This window comes from Nocardia cerradoensis NBRC 101014 (assembly GCF_000308535.1).
GTDB classification, from domain to species: domain Bacteria; phylum Actinomycetota; class Actinomycetes; order Mycobacteriales; family Mycobacteriaceae; genus Nocardia; species Nocardia cerradoensis.
This window is the reverse complement of sequence record NZ_BAFW01000245.1, coordinates 51,022-72,747: the sequence shown is the minus strand read 5'-3', so window position 1 is coordinate 72,747 and position 21,726 is coordinate 51,022. Positions and strand designations below refer to the sequence as shown.

Genomic DNA, 21,726 nt, shown 5'->3' with positions numbered 1-21,726 from the left:
GTCAAGACGGAGAGTTACCATTAGTAGGTGAGTGAACCGCTGATCGGCGAACCGCCCGCCCTGGACCTGGTGAACACCCGGCCCGCGGGCGGCGACCTGCTGCAGACCACCGGACAGCTGACGCGCTGGCTGGGCCTGCAGGCCGGTCGCCTGCACGGCCTACCCGGCGACGCGACCGCGGCAGATCTGGCCGCGGTACACGCGGTCCGCGATCACACCGCGCGCATATTGGAAGCCCTTCTGGCCGAGCGGGTCCCGCCGACCGCCGCCGTGGACGGTCTGGCCGCCGCACAAGCCGCCGCGCCGGCGGTCCGCACGCTGGAATGGGGTGCGGACGGGTTCACCGCGACCGTGCGGCGCCGCGGCGAGCCGGGGACACACGTGGCCGCCGCGCTCGCCGACGCGGCCGTGGATCTGCTCACCGACCCGGCCATCGCTCGATTGCGGCAATGTGCCGCCGACGACTGCGTCCTGCTGTTCCTGCCCGCCCATCCACGGCGGCAGTGGTGTTCTCCGGAACGCTGCGGCAACCGGGCCCGCGTCGCCCGTTATTACCAGCGGCACAAGGGTGCCGGCCGGTGACCGCGAACTACTTGTGTTCGGGGTTGGGGTTGATCGCGCCTTGGATGCCGTCGTTGGCTCGGTTGACGCCGTCGACCACCGCATCCGGGACGCCATCGGGAACCGGCGCGCTGAAACCGCCCACCCGCACTTCGCGCGGAGCCGGCGGTTCGCTCGGCTTCGGCTCCGGCTTGGGCGCGGCCCGGGGCGCGGACTGCGGCGTGGGCACGTGTTGTGGTGAGGCGGAACGCAATTCCGCCGGCTCGTCGGAGGGCGCCGGGGCATCCGGGGTGGTGACACCGGGCTGAACCGGGCCGGTCGCCGCCGCCGTACCGGCGAATCCGAGGACCACCGCGAGCGGCACCGCCGCCATCGCGACCCGAATACCCGTCATCAGATACCGATTTCGACGGATCACGCCGAGCACCACCCTCGTCAGCAAGCCTGCCTGTTCGGCGACCACGGCCGCCGCGAGCATCGTAATCGACACCGCGCCGAGTGCGCAGTGCCGAATCCTGTGATCCGTGCTGTCTCACCACGATCGGATGCCCGCGTGATGGTCAGCGCTGTCTGCCCCGGGGCGGCTCGCCGCGCATCAGATCGGCGAGTGCCTCGCGATCGGTGACATCGAGCTTCATACAGGCCCGATAGAGATGGCCCTCGACCGTCCGCACCGATACGGTCAGCCGGTCCGCGATCTGCCGGTTGCTGAGCCCGGCCGCGACCAGATTGGCGATTTCGCGTTCCCGCGCGGTGAGCGGAAGTGGTTGTGCCGATTGCCGAAGCGCCGGTGTGCTCGCGCCGCCGCAGGCCGCCGCCAGGCGATTGGCCGTCGCGGCGGATTCGAGCAGTCGGCGCCGATCGCCGTGCCGCTCGTGCACCGAGGCGGCCTGCGCGGCGGCGTCGGCGGCCGAGAGCAGGGCACCCATTTGCTCGAATTCGGCTGCGGCCGCGTCCAATCCGGGCCCGTCCTGGGAGGCGACCGCCACGGCGTGGCGAGCCTGCACCTGCACCAGCGCGCCGTCGATCCGCGCGGCGATGTCGGCGAGCCGCCCGGCCACAGTGCGGTCGCCGAAGCGGGCCGCGGTGTGCAGGGCCATGGCCTCGATCGCATGCTGATGGGAACGGGCCGCGGCGTCGGCGGCGCCGATGGCCAGCCGCACGGCCGGGGCGACGGTGCCTTCGGCGGCGGCCTGCCACGCGCGCGCGATTTCGAGCTGCGGTTCGTAGGCCGCGCTGTGCCTGCCACCGCGCAGCCGCGCCTCGGCGATCGTCTCGGCGGCTTCCGCGGCCCGGCCCAGCGCCGAATAGGCCTCGGCCAGACGGATTCTCGCGGGGAACATCCACGCGGCGGCGCCCTCGGCGGTCAGCGCCGCGAGCGCCTGTTCGAGGTTCTCGACGCCCTCCGGAAAGTGGCCCTGCGCCACATCGACGGTGCCCTGCAGGATCTTCGACAGCCCCCAGGCCAGATACTGTCCCGGCGCCGAATAGCCGAAATAGCCGGAGGCGCAGCGTCGTGCGGCCTCCAGTTCGCCGGTGAACGTGAGCGCCAGCACTTCCGCGTGTGCGGACATGAATCGCGTCGGCCCGTCGACCTGCTCCTCGACCTGATGGCCTCGCAGGGTGTATTCGCGTGCGGCCGCACCGCGACCCATCAGCGCCAGCGCCAGGCCGCCGCCGAACGACGCCCACCACACCGCCCAGGCCGGCGCGTCCGGTGTGGACATCACCGCCTCGGCATCGGTGAAGGCCTCCTCCAAGCGGTTCTCGTTCACCTCGCAGGCGGACGCCAAGCCCTGCAACGTCAACACGATCTTCGGATGCCGGACCCGGCTGCGCACCAGGGACAGCACCTCGTCGGCGCGGTCGGCATCGCCCATGGCCCACAGCAGATTCGAGACGCGGGTGCTGCCCCAGCGGGCCAGCTGCACCTCGTTCAACTGGTCCGGATCGAAACTGGCCAGCGTGCGTTCGGCCTCGATGCGATGCCCCTGCCACAGCAGTGCGCGCGCCAGCAGATCCGCGGACTCGACCCCACCGCGACGCTCCACGGCCGCACGCGCGAACCGTTCACCGAGCGGGATGTTCGCCAGCCCGATCGCATCGGCCGCGGCCGCCTCGAACAATTCCAGATCCGCGGATTTGTCGCTGTCCAAGGCCAATTCGGCCAGCCGGATGCGATCGGAGGCGGATTTGATGGGCCGCTCCCGCAGCGACGAATACAACCGGCCGCGGAGCCGGCGCGCCGAGGCGATGCCGAGGCGCCGCCGGATCACCTCACCGAACAGCGGGTGGTTGTAGCGCACCAGCAATTGGTGGCCGTTCTCGACGATCCTTATCACCCCGCGGGTTTCGGCCTGTTCGACCGCGTCCTCCCCGGCCAGTTCGGCCAGGACGTCGAGATCGATGGGCTCGCAGAAGGTGAGCAGTTCCAGCACGCGCAGCACCGACTCCGGCAGCTGTTCGACGCGATCCTCCAGCAGCGCAGCCAGTTCCGAGGTCACCGCCGCCCGCCCGCGCAGCTGCCACACCCCGTTGACCTGTCGCAGTGTGCCCGCCTCCAGCGCACCCTCCACCAGATGCCGCAGGAACAGGGCGTTGCCGCCGGAGGACTCCCACATCAGATTGGCGGTGAAGCCCTCCAGCTGTCCGCCGAGCATGGATTCGACCAGTTCGACGCTCTGCTGTTCGGAGAACGGCGTGAGGTCGATCCGCAGCAGATGCCCGTCCTTCCACAGCGAGGTCACCGCATCCGGCACCTGCACCCCGCTGCGCACCGTGCAGACGATCCGCGCCGCCTTGTCGATGGCCAACTGCAGCAACAGTGTTGCCGAGAGCTGGTCCAGCAGGTGGGCGTCGTCGACGCCGATGATGGTGTCACCGTCGGCCAGCAGCGCCTCCCGGGCGGCGGCCATGAACGTGACGGGGTCGTGTGCGGTGTACACACCGACCATATGTGCGAACACTCCGAGCGGAATACTGCGAGCGGACTCGGTGCCCGCCACCCAGCGCACACTTCCGCCCACCGCGGCCGTCGCCTGCCGCGCCAGGGTCGTCTTACCCACTCCCGCGTCGCCGGTCAGGATCGCGCCGACGAATTCGGTGCCGGTCAACGCGGCGCGAATCGACCCCAATTCGCCACCACGCTCGATCATCGGCCAGTTGCGAGGCATGAAAATACTGTAGTGCCTCGGCGAACATGCGCGGAATGAACGAACCGCGAACGGCCGCAGCCTTATCCAGCGCAAACGCCGGTGTGCGGGGAACGCCCCGGTGGCGGCGCTCGCCACCGGGGCACCGGTTCAGTTGGCCCACACCTCGTCGATGGCGGTGGCGGCCGAGGGCGGCGGGGTGGGGGTGCCGCCCTGGGTGCGGGAGAAGCGCGGGGCCGGGGCGTGCTGGACCACGCCGTCGATCTCGACCAGCGATTCACGGGCGGTGATGTGGCCGTTCTCGACGGCCTCGGTGAAGGTCAGCACCGGGGTGCAGCAGGCGTCGGTGCCGTCGAAGATCGCGGCCCATTCGTCGCGGGTCCTGGTCTTGAACTTCTCCGTGAACAGCTTGCGCAACTGATCCTGGCCGTTGGGGTCGATCTGCATCGGCAGGCCCTCGGGGTCGATCTCGAGACCCTTCAGGAATTCGGCGTAGAACTGCGGTTCGATGCAGCCGACGGCCATGTACTTGCCGTCGGAGGTCTCGTAGGTGTCGTAGAAGGCCATACCGGTGTCGAGCAGGTTGGTGCCGCGCTCGTCGGACCACAGGCCCATGCCGCGCATACCCCAGATCATGTGCGAGAGCGAGAGCGCGCCGTCGATCATCGCGGCGTCGATCACCTGGCCCTTGCCCGAGACGGACCGCTCCACCAGCGCGGAGAGCACACCCATCACCAGGAACATCGAACCGCCGCCGAAGTCGCCGACCATGTTCAGCGGCGGGACCGGGCGCTCACCCTTGCGGCCGATGGCGTTGAGCACACCGGTCAGCGAGATGTAGTTGATGTCGTGGCCGGCGCGGTCGGCCAGCGGGCCGTACTGTCCCCACCCGGTCATCCGGCCGTAGATCAGGCGCGGATTGCGCTCGAGGGTGACGTCCGGGCCCAGGCCCATCCGCTCGGTGACGCCGGGCCGGAAACCTTCCAGCAGCACGTCGGCCTTGTCGATCAGGCCCAGCACCTTCTCGATATCGGCCGGATCCTTGAGATTCGCCTCGACGATGGTGCGTCCCCGCCACTGCGGCCGTTCCATGAATCCCGGCAGCTGGCCGGGACGCTGCACGCGCACCACATCGGCGCCCAGATCGGCCAGCAGCAGTGCCGCGTGCGGGCCGGGGCCGATTCCGGCCAGCTCGAGAACCTTGATGCCCGCGAGTGGGCCCTGCCCGGTGGTGGTGGATGAAGTGCTCACGCCCTACCTCGGTTCGTCGTCGATCCTGCGACCGGCGGCGCGCGCCGGTGTTGACACTACGACAATAAGCGGTGGATGTGACGCACGGCATCCGGGTGCGGTGTGGGCGGCTATTCGATGATCCGCAGCGGCCGGGTCCGGTCCGGTGGCTGGTCGCGATTCGGTGGCTGGTTGCGATTCGGCGGCTGGGGCAGTTCCGAGCGGCGCAGCCGCAGCGTCGGCGGTTCGGCGCGCGGAATCGGCAGCGTCGGCACCGGATCCTCGGCCGAGCGCACCTTCACCGGCAGCCGGTAGCAGGCACGGGCGTTGTCCTCGAGCACCCGGTACATATCGGCGCCCACGGCGCGGCCGATGATCTCGATATCGGCATCGCGGAACGGCCGCCCGGCCCGGTTGCCCGGCAGGTCGGAACCGAACATCAGCGCACCCGGATTCACCGCGTGCACCCGCCGCATCGCCGATTCCACATCCATCGACACCCGCCCGAACCCGGAGGCCTTCACCCGTGCCCCGCGATCCACCAGATTCAGCAGATAGGGCAGGCATTCGTCGGACATGCCCATATGGTCGATGCTCAGCGCCGGCAGTTTGGAGATGACCGGTTCCAGCGACCCCAGCATGGATCCGTCGATGTAGAGCTCGACGTGCCATCCGGCGAGTTCGTAGGCGCGCACGGCCTGCATGGTCAGCGTGACGATGTCGACCGCGGCGCGCTTGAGGTTGAACCGGATCGCCCGCACGCCGGCCCGGTCCAGCTCGATGATCTGCTCGTCGGTGACGTCCGAGGGCAGATTGATCACGCCGACCCAGTTCGGTCCGAGTTCGGCCAGCGCCGCGATCATGAACGTGGAGTCGGTGCCCTGGAAGGACGCACTCACCACCGCACCACCGTCGACATCGAAGTGCGCCATGCGCTTTCGATAGTCGCCGATGGTGTACGGCTCCGGCAGGTAGCCCTGATTCTCGACCAGCGGAAACCGCGGGTCGATGATGTGAACGTGTGAATCGAACACGTGATCAGCATGCCTCAGGTCGGTGACGAATGCGGATCCGGCGTGGCGTTCAGACCTTGTGCGGCTCGCTGGCGCGCAGCATGTCCTCGCGTTCGACGACCTTGACCCGCTCGCGGCCCTCGGGCTCGCCGAGCGAGCGCTCGTGGGCGTCGAGGCGGTACCAGCCGGCCCAGGTGGTGAACGGAATGCCCTTGTCCTCGAGGAACTTCGTCACGGCCTCGGGATCGGGTTCGGCGGCGGGGGTGAAGGAGGCGGCGTCGTCGAGCAGGCAGGCGATGGTCTCGTTGGCATCACCCTTGGTGTGGCCGATCAGGCCGACCGGGCCGCGCTTGATCCAGCCGGTGACGTAGGTCTGCGGCAGGTAGCGGGCGGCGCCGTCGGCGCTCTCGTCGACCAGGACGCGCCCGGCCTCGTTGGGCACGGTGCCGGCCTGGTCGTCGAACGGCAGCTGCGGGATGTTCTGCGACAGGTAGCCGACGGCGCGATACACCGCCTGGACGTCCCAGTCCTTGTAGGTTCCGGTGCCCTTGACGTTGCCGGTGCCGTCCAGGGTGGTGCGCTCGGTGCGCAGGCCGACCACCTTGCCGTCCTCGCCGATCAGTTCGGCCGGGGATTCGAAGAAGTGCAGGAACAGCTTGTGCGGGCGGTCGCCGACGTCGCGGATGGCCCACTGCTCGAGGGTGTTGCAGACCATGTCGACCTGCTTGGAGTGGCGGCGCGCGGCCTCCGAGCCCTCGTCGTAGTCGATGTCCTCGGGATCGACGATCACCTCGATGGTCGGCGAGTGGTCGAGTTCGCGCAGTTCCAGCGGGGTGAACTTGGCCTGCGCGGGACCGCGGCGGCCGAAGACGTGCACCTCGAGCGCCTTGTTGTTGCGCAGGCCCTCGTAGACGTTCGGCGGAATCTCGGTCGGCAGCAGTTCGTCGCCGGTCTTGGCGAGTACGCGAGCCACGTCGAGCGCGACGTTGCCGACACCCAGGACGGCGACCTTCTCGGCGTCCAGCGGCCAGGTGCGCGGCACATCCGGGTGGCCGTCGTACCAGGAGACGAAGTCGGCGGCGCCGTAGCTGCCGTCCAGTTCGATACCCGGCACGCCGAGGGCGCGGTCGGCGTTGGCGCCGGTGGAGAAGATCACGGCGTCGTAGAAGCGACGCAGGTCCTCGAGGTTGATGTCGCTGCCGTAGTCGATGTTGCCGAGCAGGCGGACCTGCGGCTTGTCGAGCACCTTGTGCAGGGCGGTGATGATGCCCTTGATGCGCGGGTGGTCGGGCGCGACGCCGTAGCGGATGAGACCGAACGGGGCCGGCATGCGCTCGTAGAGGTCGATACTCGCCTCGACCTCGGACTTCATCAGCGCGTCGGCGGCGTAGATTCCGGCCGGTCCGGCACCGACGATCGCGATGCGCAGTGGGCGGTCGCCCGCGCCGCTCTTCGTTCCAGCGTGTTCGGTCATTTCTGCGCGCACCTTTGGTCGAAAACTCTCGTCTTGTCAGCCGTCCTTCTTAGCTTAGGCTAAGTTGACGTGCGGGCCGGGCCCCTGCCCGACTGCTCCGCCGATGCTGCCTCGTTGCCGCGCGGAGCTCTCCCGATCCGTGCACCGGATGTGGCCGGAGTTCTGGTGATTCTATCGGTGGCACACACCACCGCTATTCCCGGTATCCGCGCGAAAATGCGGGCGTGATCTTCGACACTTCGGCCCACCGGGGATGATCGCACCATGAGTGACAGCGATCCGGCCGGCCGGAGCGACCCCCGGGGCGATGATCCGGCTACCTCGATCGATCAGCGCGACACCACGCGATCGGCGAAGCCGTTCCTGATCGCCGCGGCCATCGCGGTCCTCGCGGTGCTGGCCGTCGTGATTCTCGGCGTCACCCGCCCGGCTGAGAACAATCTCACAGAGCCGGACCGGGTGGCCATCGCGGCGCGCAATTTCGCCACGGCGAGAAGCGATTCCGACGCCGACCGGCGCAAGACCACCGAATGCGCGGGCTTCGACGAGAAGAAGTCGCCGCTGGGCGCGGGCTCCGTCGGCAAGAAGGTGGAGATCGCCGGAGTCGACGCGGTGCATATCGACGGCGACCACGCCACGGCCTCGGTGACCAGCCGGATCGACGGTCACGAGAGCGCGGCGAACTGGAATTTCGGCCGTGAGAACGGCATCTGGCTGGTGTGCGGCAACCCCTGAGCCGTCGCCGTCCATGTTTGACAATCGGGCCTGTGACCAGGCATTCTCGGTTCAGGTCATGAGTACCAGCGACAAGCCCCGGCTCGCTGGTCGGCAACCCTCCTCCGCGGTGGGGTGCTCCGGGTGACGACCTGGCCGCGGTCCGACCGGACGCGGCAAGTGCGGATTCCGTAGGAGGTTCGACAAGTGAGCTACGCCGGTGATATCACGCCTGGGCAGGCGTGGGAGTTGTTGCGCGACAATCCGGACGCGGTGCTGGTGGATGTGCGCACCGAGGCCGAATGGCGATTCGTCGGAGTGCCCGACACCACCTCGATCGAGCGGCCGACCGCCCTCATCGAATGGGTCGACGGCTCCGGCGCCCCCAATCCGGCGTTCGTGGAGCAGTTGAAACAGGTGCTGGCCGATCGAGCGGGCGACAGCGACGCTCCGGTGATCTTCCTGTGCCGGTCCGGGCAGCGTTCGATCGGTGCGGCCAAGGCGGCGACGGCGGCCGGCTTCGCACCCGCCTACAACGTGCTCGAAGGATTCGAGGGTCCGCTGGATGCCGAGGGGCATCGTGGTGGCGCCGGTTGGCGCGCACTCGGTCTGCCGTGGCGGCAGTCGTGAGCGGATCTGTTGTGCGGCAATTCTTTTCGTGGAGGCAGTCATGATCACCGGCGGTGCATTCGATCGGCCGCTGCCCGAGGGCGTGGGTCCGGCGACCCTGGGCGTGCGCGGCGGGCTGCGCCGCTCCGGTTTCGAGGAGACCTCCGAGGCGCTGTATCTGTCGTCCGGATTCGTCTACGAGAGCGCGGAGGCGGCCGAAGCGGCCTTCACCGGCGATATCGAGCATTTCGTCTATTCGCGCTACGGCAATCCGACGGTCGCGATGTTCGAGGAGCGGATGCGGCTGCTCGAGGGCGCCGAGGCGTGTTTCGCCACCGCCAGCGGGATGTCCGCGGTGTTCACCGCGCTGGCCGCGCTGCTCGGGCAGGGCGATCGGCTGGTGGCCGCGCGCAGCCTGTTCGGTTCCTGTTTCGTGGTGTGCAACGAGATCCTGCCGCGCTGGGGCGTGGAGACCGTCTTCGTCGACGGTGAGGATCTCGGCCAGTGGGAGCGGGCGCTCTCGCAGCCGACGGCCGCGGTGTTCTTCGAGACCCCGTCGAATCCGATGCAGACCCTCGTCGACGTGCGGCGGGTGAGCGAACTGGCGCATGCCGCCGGTGCGAAGGTCGTGCTGGACAACGTGTTCGCGACGCCGCTGTTGCAGCGCAGCCTCGATCTCGGCGCCGATGTGGTGGTGTATTCGGGCACCAAGCACATCGACGGACAGGGTCGCGTGCTCGGCGGTGCGATCCTCGGCACGAGCGACTACATCAACGGGCCGGTCAAGAATCTGATGCGCCACACCGGCCCGGCGCTGAGCCCGTTCAACGCCTGGACTCTGCTGAAGGGTCTGGAGACGATGCCGCTGCGGGTGCGGCAGTCGACGCAGTCCGCGCTGGCCGTCGCCGAGTTCCTGGAACGGCATCCGGGGGTGGCCTGGACGAAGTACCCGTTCCTCACCTCGCATCCGCAGCACGAGCTGGCGACCTCGCAGATGTCCGGCGGCGGCACCGTGGTGACCTTCGAACTCGTGGCCGGCGCCGACGAGGGCAAGAAGCGCGCCTTCGAGGTGCTGAACCGGCTGCGCATCATCGACATCTCCAACAATCTCGGCGACGCGAAGACCCTGATCACGCATCCGGCGACCACCACGCATCGGGCGATGGGTCCCGAAGGCCGTGCGGCCGTGGGGCTCACCGACGGCGTGTTGCGCATCTCGATCGGGCTCGAGGATGTGGAGGATCTGCTCGGCGATCTGGAGCAGGCGCTGAGCTGACCACCGAAACCATTGACAGTATGCTGTCAACCATGACAGCATACTGTCATGGTTGAAACGGTTCATCTGGCGGTCTACGACACCTTCGCGGATTGGGAGCCGAGCTTCGTCACGGCCGGTATCAATCGCCCACTGATGCAGCGCGAACCGGGGACCTGGCAGATCCGCACGGTCGGCGCCACCGCCGAGCCGGTCACCTCGATGGGCGGGCTGCGCGTGGTTCCCGATCTGACCCTGGATCAGCTCTCCCCGGCCGACAGCGCGATGCTGGTCCTGCCCGGCGCCGATATCTGGGAGGACGAGCGCCTCGCGCCGTTCGCCGGGGCGGCAGCGGAGTTCCTGAGCGCCGGAGTGCCGGTCGCGGCGATCTGCGGCGCGACCTACGGACTGGCGAAACAGGGTCTGCTCGATGCTCGTCCGCACACCGGCAACGCCCCGGAAAACCTTGCCTCGACCGGATATTCGGGAGCGGGACACTACGTGGACGAACCGGCGGTGACCGACGGCGATCTGATCACCGCGAGTGGCATCGCGCCGATCGACTTCGCGCGCCATATCTTCGCGCGGCTGGACCTGTTCGAGCCTGCCGTCCTGGACGCCTGGTATCGGCTCTATGCGGACCGGGATCCCAGCGCGTTCTTCGCCCTGCAGGCCGGGGCGGTCGAGCCGGCATGAGTCGCGGTGATGCCGAACTGTTCTCCGCGGCGGCGATCACAACCTTCAAGCTGAACGGCCAATTCCTCACGATCGCAGAGGAATTGGCGAAACCGGCGGAGATCACCGCGGCCTGGTGGCAGGTGCTGGGTGCGGTGCTGCACGAACCGCTGCCGGTCTCGGGGATCGCGCGCGAGATGGGCATCACCCGTCAGAGCGTGCAGCGTATCGCAGACCTGCTGGTGGGCAAGGGATTAGCCGAATACCGGCCCAATCCCTCGCACCGCCGCGCGAAGCTGGTGGCGATCACCGATGCGGGCTCCGCGGCTATCCGCCGGATCACTCCGAAGCACGCTGTCATGGCGAAACAGCTTGCGCGACAACTTGGTCCGCAGCGGTTCGCCGAAGTGGTGGACGCGCTGGGCGATCTGTCGGCGGCGCTGGAAGCGCTGGAATCCGGGGATCGCGGCACAAGTCCGGACTGATGGAACGCGGCGCGGAGGAATGACCGTGCCGGCGCGCGGACGGTGCGCCGGCCGGACTTGTCCGCTCAGACCGCGAACGGATTCCCGGTGCGGCCCACGAGATCGGCCACCGAATCGATCACCACCGTCGGCCGGTAGGGGAACTGTTCCACCGACGCCCGGGTGGAGATCCCCGAGGTCACCAGGACCGTGCGCATACCCGCCTCGAGTCCGGCGATCACATCGGTGTCCATCCGGTCGCCGATCATCACCGCCGACTGCGAATGCGCGCCGATCTGCCGCAGCGCCGAGCGCATCATCAGCGGATTCGGCTTTCCGACGTAGTACGGGTCGCGCCCGGTGGCCCGGGTGATCAGCGCGGCCACCGAACCGGTCGCGGGCAGCACGCCCTCGCGGGAGGGCCCGGTCGGGTCGGGGTTGGTGGCGATGAACCGGGCGCCGCGCTCGACCAGCCGGATCGCGGTGGTGATCGCCTCGAACGAATAGGTCCGCGTCTCGCCGAGGACGACGTAATCCGGATCGCTGTCGGTCAGCACGTAGCCGATCTCGTGCAGTGCGGTCGTCAACCCCGATTCGCCGACCACGTACGCCGTGCCGCCGGGACGCTGCTCGTTCAGGAAGGTGGCGGTGGCGGTCGCCGAGGTCCAGATCGAGGACGCCGGGATGTCCAGCCCGATCCGGCGCAGCCGGGCCTGCAGATCGCGCGGGGTGCGGATGGAGTTGTTGGTCAGGACCAGGTACGGAATCTCACGCTCGGTCAGCTCCGTCAGGAACGCATCGGCGCCGGGGATGAGGTGGTCCTCGTGCACCAGCACGCCGTCCATATCGGTCAGGTAGGACAGAATCGGCTCGCTGTCGGCAGTCACGAGCCAATTGTGGGCTATTGCCGAGGGTGATGAACGTTCCGGTAGGTGCGTACGCGCGGCGGTCGGAGAATTCGCACTGGTTATGGTCGAATGCGACCGCAGCTTGCCGCGCTGTCGAATGTCGGGACAGGAATTCGGGACACCCGTCCAGCGCTGCACTCGGTCGACGCGGTCGTCTCCCACCCGGGGACCGGCCCAAGCACGCACGTGACGGCGAACAGGAGTGGCGCAGTGAGTGATCTCAAGCTGGGATACAAGGCGTCGGCAGAACAATTCGGACCACGCGAGCTCGTCGAGCTCGGCGTTCTGGTCGAAGAACACGGCCTCGACAGCGCGACCGTCAGCGATCATTTCCAGCCCTGGCGGCACAAGGGTGGTCATGCTCCGTTTTCGCTGGCCTGGATGACCGCGGTCGGTGAGCGGACCTCCCGCATCCAGCTCGGCACCTCGGTGCTGACGCCGACCTTCCGCTACAACCCCGCGGTGATCGCCCAGGCCTTCGCGACTCTCGGGGTGCTGTACCCGGAGCGGATCATGCTGGGTGTGGGCACCGGGGAGGCCCTCAACGAGATCGCGACCGGTTACAAGGGGGAGTGGCCGGAATTCAAGGAGCGTTTCGCCCGGTTGCGGGAATCGGTCGATCTCATGCGCGCGCTGTGGAGCGGTGACCGGGTCGACTTCGAGGGGCAGTACTACACCACGGTCGGCGCGTCGATCTACGACGTGCCGCCGGCCGGTATCCCGGTCTACATCGCCGCGGGCGGGCCCGTGGTCGCCCGGTACGCGGGCCGGGCCGGTGACGGTTTCATCTGCACCTCCGGCAAGGGGATGGACCTCTACACCGAGAAGTTGATGCCGGCGGTGACCGAGGGCGCGGAGAAGGTCGGCCGCACCCTCGACGATATCGACCGGATGATCGAGATCAAGATCTCCTACGACACCGATCCCGAACTGGCGCTGGAGAATACGCGGTTCTGGGCCCCGCTGTCGCTGACCGCCGAACAGAAGCACTCCATCACCGATCCGATCGAGATGGAGGCGGCCGCGGACGCCCTGCCGATCGAGCAGATCGCCAAGCGCTGGATCGTCGCCAGCGATCCGGACCAGGCCGTCGAGCAGATCAAGCCCTACGTCGACGCGGGCCTGAACCACCTGGTCTTCCATGCTCCCGGCCACGATCAGCGCCGCTTCCTGGACCTGTTCGCGCGCGACCTGGCACCGCGTCTGCGCGCACTCTGAGCGTTGTGCGCCGGGTGGGCGGTACCAGTCCACCCGGCGCGGTACGAACTCACAGGTCACAGTGGTTGCGTGGCATACTTGTCGGGTCAGTCGATCACCATGCGCAGAGCGAGGGACCAGATGACAGCGGACGCGATGCCTACGGGCGACCGGCCGTCTCCGGGCTGGCCGATTCCGCCGCCCGAGGGGTACGTCGCCGCAGATCTCGACCGGCTACCCGATCTGCCCCCGCATACCGAACTGATCGACGGGAGTCTCGTTTTCGTGAGCCCGCAGAAGTTGTTTCACATGTGTGTTGTGGACTTCCTTCGCGGGGAGCTGAAGCACCGAGCACCGAAACATCTGGTCGTGCTACGCGAAATGACTGTCACGTTGGGGAGTCGGCAACGGCCGGAACCCGACGTGATGGTTGTCGATGCCGTCGCCTCGACGAATCTCGAGGAGACGGCCTACAAGCCGTCCGACGTCACCCTCGTCGTCGAAGTCGTCTCCCCCGACTCGGTCGAACGCGACCGCAAGCGCAAGCCGCAGTTGTACGCCGAGGCCGGTATTCCACACTTCTGGCGCGTGGAGAATGCCGATGGTCGCGCTGTGGTCTACGTGTACGAACTCGACCCGGCGACCGGGAAGTACACCCCCACGGGGATACATCACGATCGTCTCCAGGTCACCGTTCCGTTCGACATCGATCTGGATCTCACTCGGGCCACCCAGCCGTAAGGGGGCGTCCGCGGGTCCCGATCACGTTCTTCCACCTCGTTCCGGACCGCCGTCGGATCCGGTATTCCTGAGAACCGCGCGAATTTGTTTGTCTCGCAACGAGTTTCGCACTCTGTGATCGAATGCTTGTCGCGAACAACTCCTCTCGCCTCGGTCGGCCGCTGAGTATGTGCCTTTCCGAGGTCATCCGTCCCTCGCGAGCCGGTCGGACTCGGTAGGGTGCTCACGGCGAGGAGGAGTAATGCTGCATTCGGGGGAGTTGTTCGCGGGCTACCGGATCGAACGGGTGCTCGGCGCCGGTGGAATGGGCGAGGTCTACGTCGCTCGGCATCCGCGGTTGCCCCGATCGGACGCGGTGAAGGTACTACCGGCCCAGTATGCGGCCGACCCGGAGTACCGAGCGCGGTTCGAGCGGGAGGCCGACCTGGTGGCGAGCCTGTCGCATCCGGCGATCGTCAAGGTATACGACCGCGGCGAATACGAGGGCCGGTTGTGGATCGCGATGGAACTGGTCGACGGCGTCGATCTCGCCCAGCGACTGTCCGTGACCGGACCGTTCGCGATCGACGAGGTGATCCGGATCGCGGAAACCGTTGCGGGGGCCCTGGACCGCGCGAATGCGCAGGGTTTGGTGCACCGGGACGTGAAACCGGCGAACATCCTGCTGAGCCGGGACGGTGACGTTCTGCTCACCGATTTCGGCATCGCCCGGCAGGCCGCGGGCTCCTCCGATCTGACCGGAACCGGTGTCATGATCGGCACCCTGAACTACGCGTCGCCGGAGCAGTTGAGCGCCCAACCGCTGGACGGGCGCAGCGACCAGTATTCGCTGGCCTGCACCATCTTTCACGTGCTCACCGGCGACGCGCCGTTCGCGGACACCAATCCCGTCGTGGTCGTCACGCGGCATGCCACGGCCACGCCACCGAGCGTGCGGACGGCGCGGCCGCACCTGCATCCGGACGTGGACGCGGTGCTGGCGCGGGCGATGGCGAAGCGGCCGGCGGACCGGTTCGCATCGTCCTCGGAGTTCGCGACGGCGCTCGGTGCGGCCTTGCGCGCCACCCCTGCCGAACCGCCGGACGACCCGCAGGCGGCGATCGCAACCGTGCTCGCCGGACAGCCCGTGCCGGCGCTCGACGGATCGGCCGCCGCGAGCCCGACCGTTGTCTCCGCCGCCGGCGCGGCGCTGCCGCCATCGCAGCGCGGCGGTGACGGTGGGCCGCGGTCGATGTGGGCGGCGGTGGGCACGGTCGCGGCCGTAGTCGCCGTCGTCGCGGCGGTGACGGCATTCGTGCTGCACGCGAGCGGACCCGACGAGGTCGGTCCGACCGATGCCGCCCGGGCGCTGGCCCGGATCTCGGTGACTCCGCAGAGCCCGGATCTGAGTGCCGAACCCACCGGGAAGCGGTGGTCGGCCGAAGGGTGGGCGCTCCCGATCGGCGGCACGGACAAGGTGGTGTTCTACAACGGCACCAGGAAACTCGACATCCTCGATGTGGAGTCGGGCGCGCTGTTGCACAGCGTCGGTGTGGGTTACATCTCCTACGCCGAGTGCGTGTTCACGGCCTCGGGCCGCTACGCGGGCTGCCGTACGGAGTCCGGGGACAGCGCCGCCGGGACCCGGGACGTGAATTCGGATTCGTACGCGACGCTGCTCATCGATACGCAGACGGGTGTGATCTCGGGTCGTCTGCCGGCCGCCACCGAAATCGTCTCCGCGGGAGAAACGTTCGCCACATTCGAACCCGAGCGCAAAGGGGCCGCGACGGGTTCGGTCATCGCCGCGGATGTCACCGGCACAGTGCTCTGGCGGGCCGACGACATCCAAGCAGGTCTGGTCCACGGTTCCGGTGTGCTGTCGCTGCGGAAGAATCCCGTCTCCGGTGATCCGTTCTCGAAGGCCGATTTCGAATTGCGCACTATCGAAACCGGCAAGGTCGTGTATCACATTGCTCCGGATCACGTTCAGCCTCATACCGTTTGGGCCCCGGACTGGCTGGCGTACTCCGGCGGATTCGCGGTCGGTGCGGACTTCTTCGCGCTCGACGGAACGAAGCGCGCGAGCGCCGGTCCCGGCTGGCGCGTGGTCGCGAGCCAGCCGTACGCCACCCAGGGTGACGATCCGGCGCCGAACGGCAATGCCGAGCGCTACGCCGAGCCGGACACCGCACCGGCGCTGCCGGTGATGACGAACCGCGACATGTTCGCCGCCTTCGATCCCGCGACCGGGACCATGCTCTGGTCCAGGCAATTGCCGAAGGAAGCGAGTTACGGCCACGGTGTGTCCGTCGCCGGAATCGGCAGCAAGATTCTGATTCGCTGGGACACCACCACGACATCCGGCTCCGACTATCTCGAGAACAGATACCAGCTCGCCTACGCCTGGTTCGATGCGTACACGGCCACGGGCGGTGTACTGCCGGACAACCAGGTCCCGTGGGCCACGGATGGAACGAGGGTCGTCACCGTCGCGCGGGGTGGTCAGGGCGGGATCACCGTCGTCGCGGCCGGGAAGAATCAGCAACCCGTGTGGTCACTCGACTTCGGCAGCAGCCCGATCCGCACCTTCGCCGGCCGGGTGTATCTGGCCCACAGCCGGATCGTGTGAAGCCTCACGCCCTGGTCAGGGCGAAGATGCGCAGATCACGCGTCGTCCGGCTGCGGTAGGCGGCATAGGCCTCGGTCGTCTCCACGAACCGGTCGAAGATCCGTTGCTTACGCACCGGATCCTCGACCAGCTGTGCGCGCACCGGAATGCTTTGTCCGGCAAGGGTTATCGTCGCCTCGGGATGTGCCAGCAGGTTGGCGGTCCATGCGGGATGGCGGGCCTGACCGAAGTTGCTGCCGATCACGTACAGCGTGTCGCCGTCGTGGACGTACAGCAGCGGCGAGGTGCGCGGCTGCCCGGAGGTGCGGCCGACGGTGGTGAGCAGGACGATCGGCGCGCCGATCGGGCCGAGCACGGTGTAGCGTGCGCCGGTGCGCTGCAACACTTTCCGATCCAGCGGTGTGAGGGTGCGGACCACGAGCGAACCGAATTTCGTCGCGGCGAACGCGCTAGCCGTTCGCCCGAGCAGACCGGTCCGCGAACCCCACTGCCGATCCGGAAACTGTGCCGTCATGGACAGTGATCCTAGGGCGCTCGCCGGAGACGCGGGGGCAAGCGGCAGCGTTACCGTCCACCGGTCCGGATCGCGGCCACGAATTCGTATCCCCTGTGCCAGTCGGCGTCATGCGGTGCGGTGAGCAGGTGGTCGACGCCCGCCTCGGTGTAGGCGTCGAACAGGTCCCGGGCTTCGCCGAGGTCGGCGGGCAAGGGCGTGACGACGGAGACGGTGGGTGTGGCGCGCCCGAACGACGCGGCGAATTCGCTCAATTCCTTTGTGGCAGTAGCTACTTCCTGCGGCGCGAGTCCGATCGCGAGCCAGCCGTCGGCGAATTCGGCCGCACGGCGCCGGGCGCGCGGTCCGTCGCCGGCCACCAGAATCGGCGGAACCGTCGCGCCGGGGGCGAGCGTGACCTCGGTGCCGTCCGGCAGCACCGCGGGCCGGCCGGCGATCAGATCGGGCAGCACGCGCAGATTCTCGTCGGTCCGCCGGCCCCGGTCGGCGAACGGCAACCCGGCCGCGCGCCAGCCGATATCGCCGTGAGCGGGATTGCCCGTGCCGACGCCCAGCAGCAGCCGATCCCCGGAGACGTACTGCAACGCGCTCACCTGTTTGGCCGCCCACGCGGCCGGGCGCAGTGCGAGCAGCAGCACGCCGTAGCCGATGTGAATCCGTTCGGTCACCGCCGCCGCGGTCGCCAGCGTGACCGAACTCTCCAGAATCGGCGCGCTGGCGACGAGGTGGTCGGTCGACCACACCGAATCGAGGCCGACCTCCTCGGCGAACCGCGCCGCGGCGCCGACATCGCCGAGGATCGGCCGCTGGGGATCGGGGGTGGACGTGGGAAGGAAGGTGCCGAGTCGCATGATGCCGACATTACGGGCGAAATGTGAGCCGTTGAATGCCCGGAAGACGCAGACCCATGTCCGCAACGCTCATCCCGCTGGTCCGGTCGCCGTCACGGCGAGGTCGTCGCGCCTGGTCCGGGCAGCTGTGGTCACTCCGACCATCGCTCCGGCCGCGCCTCACGAATGGGTGTCGGCCGCGGCCGCATACACGACCAGCCGTGATTTCGCCGGCAACCGGCAGTGGGCGCGATGTCCGGCGGATATCCGCTCACTAAGCTCGGGACCATGGCCGAACCCGCACCGTCCACCGTGTACATCGCGTCACTGGAAGGTGACACCGGCAAATCCACCGTGGCGCTGGGCATGCTGCAGATGCTCTCGGCGACGACGCCGCGGGTGGGCGTCTTCCGGCCGATCACCCGCTCCAACCACGGCCGTGACTACATTCTCGAGCTGCTGCTCGAACACTGCACCGCCGATATCGACTACGAGCAGGCGGTCGGGGTCACCTACGAGCAGGTGCACGCCGATCCCGACGCCGCGATCAGCGAGATCGTGATGCGGTTCCACGAGGTCGCCAAGGTGTGCGACGCCGTGGTGGTGGTCGGCAGCGACTACACCGACGTCGCCGGGCCGAGCGAACTGCGCTACAACGCCCGGATCGCGGTCAACCTCGGCGCGCCGGTGCTGCTGGTGTTGCGCGGGGCCGGGCGCACCCCCGAGGACGTCGTGCAGGTCGCCCGGGTCTGCGAAGCGGAACTCGAACACGAGCACGCCCAGCTGATGGCGATCATCGTCAACCGCTGCGATCCCGAGCGGCTCGAAGACGTGCGGGACGCGATGGGTGTGCTGCCCTGTCCGTCGTGGACGATGCCGGAGGTGCCGCTGCTCACCGCGCCGACCATGAACGAACTGTGCGAGGCCATCGACGGCACCGTCTATTCGGGCGATCCGGAACTGCTGCAGCGCGAGGCGCTGAAGGTGATGGTCGGCGGCATGACCGCCGAGCACATTCTCGAGCGGCTCAGCGACGGCGTCGCGGTGATCGTGCCGGGCGACCGTTCCGACGTCCTGCTGTCGCTGGTGAACGCGCACGAGGCGGAGGGATTTCCGTCGCTGTCGGGCATCATCATGAACGGTGGCATGCTGCCGGATCCGGCGATCGCGCGCCTGATGGCGGGCCTCAAGCCGAAACTGCCCATCCTCACCACACAACTGGGCACATTCGACACCGCCAGCGCCGCCGCGCAGACCCGCGGGCGGGTCTCGCTCAGCAGTATGCGCAAGGTCGACACCGCGCTGGCGCTGATGGAGCAGCGGGTGGACAGCCGGAAGCTGTTGAATCTCATCGAAGTTCCGGTGCCGTCGGTCGTCACACCGCAGATGTTCGAATATCAGCTGGTGGAACGGGCTCGTGCCGATCCGCGCCGGATCGTGTTGCCCGAGGGCGACGACGATCGCATCCTGCGGGCGGCCGGGCGCGTGCTGCAACGCAAGATCGCGGAACTGACCATCCTCGGCGACGAGGCCACCGTGCGCGCCCGCGCGGCCGAACTCGGTGTCGACATCGACGCCGCCCAGGTGCTCGATCCGCGCACCAGCGAACTGCGCGCAGAGTTCGCCGAGGAATTCGCGCGGCTGCGCGCGCACAAGGGGATGACGGTCGAGCGGGCCCGCGAATTCATGGCCGACATCTCGTATTTCGGCACCATGATGGTGTATCGGGGCATCGCCGACGGCATGGTCTCCGGTGCCGCGCACACCACCGCGCATACGATCCGGCCCTCGTTCGAGATCATCAAGACCGAACCCGGCGTCTCGACGGTGTCGAGTGTGTTCCTGATGTGCCTGGCCGACCGCGTGCTGGCCTACGGCGACTGCGCGGTGGTGCCGGACCCGACCTCCGAACAGCTCTCCGATATCGCGATCTCCTCCGCCCGCACCGCGCAGCAGTTCGGAATCGAACCGCGGGTGGCGATGCTGTCGTACTCGACGGGCGAATCCGGCTCCGGCGCCGACGTCGACAAGGTCAGGGCCGCAACGGAACTGGTGCATCGGCGGGCGCCGCAGCTGCCGGTGGAGGGGCCCATCCAGTACGACGCCGCGATCGAACCGACGGTCGCGAGCACCAAACTGCCGCATTCCGATGTCGCCGGGCGCGCGACGGTGTTCATCTTCCCGGACCTCAACACCGGGAACAACACCTACAAGGCGGTGCAGCGCAGCGCGGGCGCGGTCGCGATCGGGCCGGTGCTGCAGGGATTGCGTAAACCGGTCAACGACCTGTCGCGCGGAGCGCTGGTGGCCGACATCGTGAACACCGTGGCGATCACGGCGATCCAGGCGCAGAAGCAGGAGGCACGGTGAGCGACAATCGCGCAGCGGCTCGCTGTGCCGACCGGGTGCGGGTGTCCCGCAAGTCACCGGAGGCACGGTGAGCGACAATCGCGCAGCGGCTCGCTGTGCCGACCGGGTGCGGGTGTCCCGCAAGTCACTGGAGGCACGGTGAGCGACAATCGCGCAGCGGCTCGCTGTGCCGACCGGGTGCGGGTGTCCCGCAAGTCACTGGAGGGCTGATGCAGGTATTGGTGATCAATTCGGGGTCGTCGTCGATCAAATATCAACTGCTGGACCCGGTTTCGGCGACCGTGTCGGCCTCCGGACTGGTGTCGCGCATCGGCGAACCGGTGTCCGAGGACGAGGTGACCGTCGAACATCACAGTGACGGAAAGGAATTCGAGCACACCGGGCCGATCGCCGATCACGCCGCGGGGCTGCGGGTGGTGTTCGACCTGTTCACCCGCAGCGGTCACGATCTGAGCGGCGAGGGGCTCTCGGCGGTCGGCCACCGGGTCGTGCACGGCGGCGAGATCTTCTACGAACCGACCCTGATCACCGATGCCGTGGTGGAATCCATCGACAAGCTCTCCACCCTGGCGCCGCTGCACAACCCGGCCAACGTCACCGGCATCCGCTCCGCGCGCGACCTGCTGCCCGATATCCCGCAGGTCGCGGTGTTCGACACCGCCTTCTTCCACGGACTGCCCGACGCCGCCAAGACCTACGCCATCGACGCGACGGTCGCCGCCGCGCACGGCGTGCGGCGCTACGGGTTCCACGGCACCTCGCACGAGTATGTGTCCGGGCGGGTGTCGGAACTGCTCGGCGGTGACCCGGCCGCGCACAACCAGATCGTCCTGCATCTGGGTAACGGCGCCTCGGCGTCGGCGATTCGCGGCGGCCGGGCCGTCGACACCAGCATGGGACTGACGCCGCTGGAGGGGTTGGTGATGGGGACCCGGTCCGGCGATATCGACCCGGGCATTCCGCTGCATCTGGCGCGGACCGCGGGGCTGGATATCGACGGCATCGACGAACTGCTCAACCGCCGCTCCGGCATCAAGGGCCTGTCCGGGGTCAACGACTTCCGGCAGCTGTTCGACCTGATCGATTCCGGGGATGCCGCGGCGCGGTTGGCCTACGACGTCTACGTGCATCGGTTGCGCCATTACATCGGCGCCTATCTGGTGGATCTGGGCCGGGTCGACGCGATCACCTTCACCGCCGGGGTGGGGGAGAACAACGCGCAGGTGCGCGCCGACGCGCTGGCCGGCCTGGAACGTTTCGGCATCGCGGTGGATCCGGTGCGCAACGCGGCGAAAGATCGTGCGGCACGCCATATTTCGCCGCCGGGCGCGGAGGTGGCCGTGCTGGTGGTGCCGACCGACGAGGAATTGGCCATCGCCCGGGCGGCCGCCGCACTGGTGGGCTGAAC

Annotated in this window: 19 protein-coding genes and 1 riboswitch; of the genes, 11 read left to right on the top strand and 8 right to left on the bottom strand. The window is 68.3% G+C overall.

What is annotated here, in order from left to right:
• The first annotated feature begins 27 nt into the window (after positions 1-27).
• Positions 28-582, top strand: coding sequence for a CGNR zinc finger domain-containing protein (locus tag ON23_RS26025; protein WP_039781397.1), 555 nt, complete (start codon positions 28-30; stop codon positions 580-582).
• A gap of 7 nt (positions 583-589) precedes the next feature.
• Here ON23_RS26025 and ON23_RS26020 read toward each other — a convergent pair whose 3' ends face one another.
• From ON23_RS26020 to ON23_RS26000, 5 genes are all read right to left on the bottom strand, one after another.
• The gene (locus ON23_RS26020; RefSeq protein ID WP_143859902.1) at positions 590-1,051 is read right to left on the bottom strand and encodes a hypothetical protein; all 462 of its coding nucleotides are present in this window, start codon (positions 1,049-1,051) and stop codon (positions 590-592) included.
• Between the two features lie 70 nt (positions 1,052-1,121).
• Complete coding sequence (locus tag ON23_RS26015) at positions 1,122-3,734, bottom strand: LuxR C-terminal-related transcriptional regulator (RefSeq protein WP_039781393.1); 2,613 nt, start codon at positions 3,732-3,734, stop codon at positions 1,122-1,124.
• A 129-nt stretch (positions 3,735-3,863) separates the two neighbouring features.
• Positions 3,864-4,964: a CaiB/BaiF CoA transferase family protein gene (locus ON23_RS26010; RefSeq protein ID WP_039781391.1), complete on the bottom strand. Its 1,101-nt coding sequence runs from the start codon at positions 4,962-4,964 to the stop codon at positions 3,864-3,866.
• Positions 4,965-5,074: 110 nt separating this feature from the next.
• Positions 5,075-5,977 carry an amidohydrolase family protein gene (locus ON23_RS26005; RefSeq protein ID WP_083904238.1) on the bottom strand — a complete coding sequence of 301 codons (903 nt, stop codon included), beginning with the start codon at positions 5,975-5,977 and terminating at the stop codon, positions 5,075-5,077.
• 49 nt (positions 5,978-6,026) lie between these two features.
• Complete coding sequence (locus ON23_RS26000; protein WP_051043357.1) at positions 6,027-7,430, bottom strand: FAD-dependent oxidoreductase; 1,404 nt, start codon at positions 7,428-7,430, stop codon at positions 6,027-6,029.
• Positions 7,431-7,694: 264 nt separating this feature from the next.
• Between ON23_RS26000 and ON23_RS25995 the strand changes: the two genes are divergently transcribed.
• The 5 genes from ON23_RS25995 (at position 7,695) to ON23_RS25975 (ending at position 11,168) form a co-directional block, all read left to right on the top strand.
• A complete protein-coding gene (locus ON23_RS25995) occupies positions 7,695-8,165 on the top strand; it encodes an Rv0361 family membrane protein (RefSeq protein ID WP_039781390.1) in 471 nt (156 codons plus the stop codon).
• Between the two features lie 54 nt (positions 8,166-8,219).
• A riboswitch (SAM riboswitch) is annotated at positions 8,220-8,333 on the top strand.
• A gap of 18 nt (positions 8,334-8,351) precedes the next feature.
• Positions 8,352-8,774: a rhodanese-like domain-containing protein gene (locus ON23_RS25990; RefSeq protein WP_039781389.1), complete on the top strand. Its 423-nt coding sequence runs from the start codon at positions 8,352-8,354 to the stop codon at positions 8,772-8,774.
• Between the two features lie 40 nt (positions 8,775-8,814).
• Complete coding sequence (locus ON23_RS25985; RefSeq protein ID WP_039781388.1) at positions 8,815-10,029, top strand: O-succinylhomoserine sulfhydrylase; 1,215 nt, start codon at positions 8,815-8,817, stop codon at positions 10,027-10,029.
• A 48-nt stretch (positions 10,030-10,077) separates the two neighbouring features.
• Complete coding sequence (locus ON23_RS25980) at positions 10,078-10,704, top strand: type 1 glutamine amidotransferase family protein (protein ID WP_039781387.1); 627 nt, start codon at positions 10,078-10,080, stop codon at positions 10,702-10,704.
• The gene (locus tag ON23_RS25975) at positions 10,701-11,168 is read left to right on the top strand and encodes a MarR family winged helix-turn-helix transcriptional regulator (RefSeq protein ID WP_039781386.1); all 468 of its coding nucleotides are present in this window, start codon (positions 10,701-10,703) and stop codon (positions 11,166-11,168) included. Before ON23_RS25980 ends, ON23_RS25975 begins: the two co-directional genes overlap by 4 nt.
• Before the next feature lie 65 nt (positions 11,169-11,233).
• Here the strand turns inward: ON23_RS25975 and ON23_RS25970 are convergent, their stop codons facing one another.
• Positions 11,234-11,992 (bottom strand): HAD-IIA family hydrolase, encoded by a 759-nt coding sequence (locus ON23_RS25970; RefSeq protein WP_051043370.1) that lies wholly within the window; start codon positions 11,990-11,992, stop codon positions 11,234-11,236.
• 273 nt (positions 11,993-12,265) lie between these two features.
• Here ON23_RS25970 and fgd point away from each other — a divergent pair, with 273 nt between their 5' ends.
• From fgd to ON23_RS36135, 3 genes are all read left to right on the top strand, one after another.
• Entirely contained in the window at positions 12,266-13,273 is a 1,008-nt protein-coding gene (fgd, locus tag ON23_RS25965) for a glucose-6-phosphate dehydrogenase (coenzyme-F420) (protein WP_039781385.1), read from the top strand.
• Between the two features lie 135 nt (positions 13,274-13,408).
• On the top strand, positions 13,409-13,993 hold the full coding sequence (locus tag ON23_RS25960; RefSeq protein ID WP_039781421.1) for a Uma2 family endonuclease: 585 nt from the start codon (positions 13,409-13,411) through the stop codon (positions 13,991-13,993).
• 241 nt (positions 13,994-14,234) lie between these two features.
• A complete protein-coding gene (locus ON23_RS36135) occupies positions 14,235-16,604 on the top strand; it encodes a serine/threonine-protein kinase (RefSeq protein WP_051043353.1) in 2,370 nt (789 codons plus the stop codon).
• A gap of 4 nt (positions 16,605-16,608) precedes the next feature.
• Here ON23_RS36135 and ON23_RS25950 read toward each other — a convergent pair whose 3' ends face one another.
• Positions 16,609-17,118 carry a nitroreductase/quinone reductase family protein gene (locus ON23_RS25950; protein ID WP_039781384.1) on the bottom strand — a complete coding sequence of 170 codons (510 nt, stop codon included), beginning with the start codon at positions 17,116-17,118 and terminating at the stop codon, positions 16,609-16,611.
• A 50-nt stretch (positions 17,119-17,168) separates the two neighbouring features.
• Positions 17,169-17,969, bottom strand: a complete 801-nt coding sequence (locus ON23_RS25945) for an LLM class flavin-dependent oxidoreductase (RefSeq protein ID WP_039781383.1) — start codon at positions 17,967-17,969, stop codon at positions 17,169-17,171.
• A 267-nt stretch (positions 17,970-18,236) separates the two neighbouring features.
• Here ON23_RS25945 and pta point away from each other — a divergent pair, with 267 nt between their 5' ends.
• On the top strand, positions 18,237-20,318 hold the full coding sequence (gene pta / locus ON23_RS25940) for a phosphate acetyltransferase (protein ID WP_039781419.1): 2,082 nt from the start codon (positions 18,237-18,239) through the stop codon (positions 20,316-20,318).
• Between the two features lie 209 nt (positions 20,319-20,527).
• Entirely contained in the window at positions 20,528-21,724 is a 1,197-nt protein-coding gene (locus ON23_RS25935; RefSeq protein ID WP_039781382.1) for an acetate/propionate family kinase, read from the top strand.
• Positions 21,725-21,726 lie beyond the last annotated feature (2 nt).